This is a genomic window from Thalassotalea ganghwensis, from assembly GCF_053485795.1.
Genome location: NZ_JBQRUM010000039.1, coordinates 1 through 4144, shown reverse-complemented (window position 1 = coordinate 4144; position 4144 = coordinate 1). Strand labels below are relative to the sequence as shown.

Here is a 4144-nt window from a genome sequence, read left to right as displayed (position 1 = left end):
ATTGATAACTTCTTGAGCATGCGCTTTAGTAAAGCCGTTAAGGTATTTGGTGATCGGTGCGATCATGCCTTGATAAGTTTGTGCATACCAGACCACTTCAAAATAAGGCCTTAAACTCATATGCGTTTTTGCACTTGCCGTTGTAAAGTTAGGATTATCCATCACCGCATGTAGTGCATCTGTCACGGCAGCTCGTAACTCTGCATCGTCTTGATAAACACCACTTCGATGGTTGTGATCCCATTTATAAGCATTGGTTAGGTATTCAAACACCCGAGTAACACTGTCGGTATTTAGCAAATCATAACTTGCCCCTTCATCTCGGATATAATTTGCCACCATAAGCATATTGCCTTTAGTGGCAACTTTATTTCCGTAATGATAATCAGCTGCGATATTTGTAAGACAACGGTCAAACTCAGCATCACGAATGTATTCATAAAATGCCCGCCCTGATAGGGCCTCTAATTCGTTGTTATGACAAAAAGCTTCTCCGGCGAGGCCTACTTGACCCAAAGCGCCTGTCGAACCTTTAGCCCCCTGAACGTTACTACTTTCACTCAAAGAAGGTGTCAAAGAACGCTGTTGGTCGGTAACGTGATGGGCAGAGGTGGTGAACGACGCTGTTGTTGAGGCAGCAATCACTGCCATTGCGATAGATTTAAAGCGCATATCTAAATCCTAATTATTATTTTGTTTATTTCACTAGTAATAGCTCTCTGACAAAAGCACATGACTAGCACTATCAATGGCTTGTGTGAGTTATTTTATTATTTGCAACACTGACCATTGAGTTTGTTATGCACGATTAATGAAAAGGCATAGATTGCCTAACCTTTATGCAATCGGACAAAAATACAATATAAAATATACAATAGCAACAATAAAGTATTATTATTTTAACAAATCATTAACTAACAAGTGGTAAGTGGTAAGTACCATTATCGAGGGTTTGGGAATTTATCGTGACCATTAACGGTTAGGATGAAGAGGCATGTAGTACTGTCAACTAAAGACTGGCGAGCATGCTTTATTTATCCCATAAGCGTTAACAAAGGTGACATTGAAAGGAGAATTAATTGGAAATACGAAATTCAATTAAATTTATTTGCCGTTAAAAACCAAGTGACAACTATTTAGCTATTACAAGTAATAAATCAGATAGCTCATGGTGTTAAAAACATAAGCACTGCTTTGACAAAAACTAAAATATACAAAAAACCATTTATTGCATAAATACTGGAAATTGATGTTACGTCGATCTATCAAAATCCTTGTCCATGAGAAATTTATAGCGCGAAGGGGCATTATAAACAGTTCAACTATAAATGGTATGCTGTTGTAAAAATCCTTATTGGCTAAATAACATAACTTAATCGCTTAGGTTCACCCTATTGAGTGATGACCTTGAATGGGTGCGACTAAATTCATGACTTTAGTCAGCTTTTTCTGCATTAACGGTAACACTAACTTTTCATTACTAGTAAGTAATGCATGTTCACTATCGGTAAGCGCTATAACGACATCCATTGTTAATTCAAGACACTACTATTTACATAGACTCAATAGAATTGTCGAGTTTTATATTAACCTTCTCATTCTATTTTTATTTGAAATAATGCTAAAAACATCAACGTTTAGCCTAATCACTAAACAATTGACACCGCAAAGCATCGCTGTTGCGATAGAGAGCTTGTTTTTTTAGGTGAAAGGTTTAAGCAAGTAATTGACTACACTGCTCAATATTATGCCGTCGTTTTATTTGTTGATGTTGGCAAAATTTGGTCAGTTCATCGCGTTTACCTGCCGCCCCGCTAAATACTTTGGTAAAGGTTGTGGTGAGCGTGAGCCAGTTTTCAGGGCAAATCGCTAAACGCACCAAAATTGCTGGCTGTTGTTCATTGATATAACCCGCTTTGCCTGCTTTAATACAGCGCCCTGTTAGCTCGACCAGCTGTAAATAATCTTGTAGCTCAAATGGCAAGCCTTTAATGGGCATGGTGCGTTTAGGGTTGCCAACGAAAGGCAGTAATCTATTCGGTTGTTGACCTAATTGGGCAGACTCTATGCGTTTTTTAACGCTGGTATAGTCTGAGCGCTCAGGAACATCTGCAATATTTGCTCGAATAGGGTTAAGCTCTACATAGGCCATACAGGCTGCAAGCGCCGCTTCATCTAACAACGCTTGCGACTTAAAGCGACCTTCCCAAAAGCGCCCCGTACAACCATCTTCTCTATTGGCTTGTCTTGCTATCGGCTCATTCACTTGTCGCATAAACCAACTAATATCCATTAAGCGGTTACGATAAACTTCTACCGTTTCAAGTAAGCTTGGCATTAAATACTCTTCAAGTTGCCCTTCTTTCATATAACGGCGCGTTAATAACGTGCCTTTAAACATATGGTGCCACCGTTCAAGTACTTCACTTGTTGACCAACGCTTAGCCGCCTCTTGGTCTATATACAATACCACATGAAAATGGTTACTCATTACCGCATAAGCACATACATCAATGGCAAAACTTTTAGACAATGACAGCAGCTTCTCTTCGATCCACACCCGACGATGCTCGTAACTTTTGCCTGAGACGTTATCTTCTCCACAAAGAAATGCACGCCGAACACAGCGAGAAATACAATGGTAATAAGGGGTATCTGTTAAACTAATTTGTCGTTGGCGAGCCGTTGCCATGGTTAACCTCTTCATCTCCGTTGAATGAGTAGGTTAACTATAGTCACGGCTAGTTAGTTCTGCAATTAACAGTGGGTGTCTTTGTTAATTTGCTGTTGCTATGGTTAACCTCTTCATCTCCGTTGAACGAGTAGATTAACTATAGCCACGGCTTATTAGTTCTGCAATTAACAGTGGGTGTCTTTGTTAATTTGTCTTCATCTCCGTTGAACGAGTAGATTAACTATAGCCACGGCTTATTAGTTCTGCAATTAACAGTGGGTGTCTTTGTTAATTTTTTCGTTAATTTAAGTGGGTGTCTTCGTTAATTTATTTCCGATCTCTCTTATTCCATTAACTAAATCTCTCTCTTAATACAGACAAAGCTTCATCATTAAAAGATAAGGCAACAAAATCACCAGAAGATAGTTTCAATTCAATCACACCAGAAACTCCATTTAGATAATAATCAGACTGATTTTTTGGATTGAAAATCACAGAATCAATGTTATCAAAAGGCAGTATATAAATAGGTAAATATGGCATGCTTGCAGCAACAATAATTATCCCCTGCTCATTTAACTGAGTTTTATACACCTCAGCGAACTCTCCAACACTACCCCGGCTTAGGTGAAAACTTTGTTTGATTTTAAGTAGGTCTTCTACGTTTTTATCATAAGGAGATACCCCTGTATTTATAAACATACCTTTAGAAACCAATTCTGCTAATTTTCAAATTGTTATATAGACATCCATTGTTAATTCAAGACACTACTATTTACATAGACTCAATAGAATTGTCGAGTTTTATATTAACCTTCTCATTCTATTTTTATTTGAAATAATGCTAAAAACATCAACGTTTAGCCTAATCACTAAACAATTGACACCGCAAAGCATCGCTGTTGCGATAGAGAGCTTGTTTTTTTAGGTGAAAGGTTTAAGCAAGTAATTGACTACACTGCTCAATATTATGCCGTCGTTTTATTTGTTGATGTTGGCAAAATTTGGTCAGTTCATCGCGTTTACCTACCGCCCCGCTAAATACTTTGGTAAAGGTTGTGGTGAGCGTGAGCCAGTTTTCAGGGCAAATCGCTAAACGCACCAAAATTGCTGGCTGTTGTTCGTTGATATAACCCGTTTTGCCTGCTTTAATACAGCGCCCTGTTAGCTCAACCAGCTGTAAATAATCTTGTAGCTCAAATGGCAAGCCTTTAATGGGCATGGTGCGTTTAGGGTTGCCAACAAAAGGCAGTAATCTATTAGGTTGTTGGCCTAATTGTGCGTATTCTATGCGTTTTTTAACGCTGGTATAGTCTGAGCGCTCAGGAACATCTGCAATATTAGCTCGAATAGGATTGAGCTCAACATAGGCCATACACGCTGCAAGCGCCGCTTCATCTAACAACGCTTGCGACTTAAAGCGACCTTCCCAAAAGCGCCCCGTACAACCATCTTCTCTATTGGCTTGTC

At 38.9% G+C, this 4144-nt stretch carries 5 protein-coding genes; all 5 read right to left on the bottom strand.

Going from position 1 to position 4144, the window contains the following annotated elements:
- Nucleotides 1–672, bottom strand: a 672-nt coding sequence (locus tag ACSLUH_RS19245; protein ID WP_448570045.1) for a M9 family metallopeptidase N-terminal domain-containing protein, incomplete at its 3' end; no start/stop codon positions are given.
- A 714-nt stretch (nt 673–1386) separates the two neighbouring features.
- Nucleotides 1387–1530 carry a hypothetical protein gene (locus tag ACSLUH_RS19240; RefSeq protein WP_448570044.1) on the bottom strand — a complete coding sequence of 48 codons (144 nt, stop codon included), beginning with the start codon at nt 1528–1530 and terminating at the stop codon, nt 1387–1389.
- Between the two features lie 184 nt (nt 1531–1714).
- The gene (locus ACSLUH_RS19235; RefSeq protein WP_448570043.1) at nt 1715–2692 is read right to left on the bottom strand and encodes a transposase; all 978 of its coding nucleotides are present in this window, start codon (nt 2690–2692) and stop codon (nt 1715–1717) included.
- 333 nt (nt 2693–3025) lie between these two features.
- Nucleotides 3026–3376 carry a hypothetical protein gene (locus tag ACSLUH_RS19230; protein ID WP_448570042.1) on the bottom strand — a complete coding sequence of 117 codons (351 nt, stop codon included), beginning with the start codon at nt 3374–3376 and terminating at the stop codon, nt 3026–3028.
- Between the two features lie 235 nt (nt 3377–3611).
- The coding region (locus ACSLUH_RS19225) for a transposase (protein WP_527252155.1) at nt 3612–4144 on the bottom strand (533 nt) is incomplete at its 5' end.

What these genes read in the sequence shown, in the direction of transcription:
- ACSLUH_RS19240 (WP_448570044.1), bottom strand. Translation starts at nt 1,530, where the DNA reads ATGGATGTCGTTATAGCGCTTACCGATAGTGAACATGCATTACTTACT.
- ACSLUH_RS19235 (WP_448570043.1), bottom strand. Translation starts at nt 2,692, where the DNA reads ATGGCAACGGCTCGCCAACGACAAATTAGTTTAACAGATACCCCTTAT.
- ACSLUH_RS19230 (WP_448570042.1), bottom strand. Translation starts at nt 3,376, where the DNA reads ATGTTTATAAATACAGGGGTATCTCCTTATGATAAAAACGTAGAAGAC.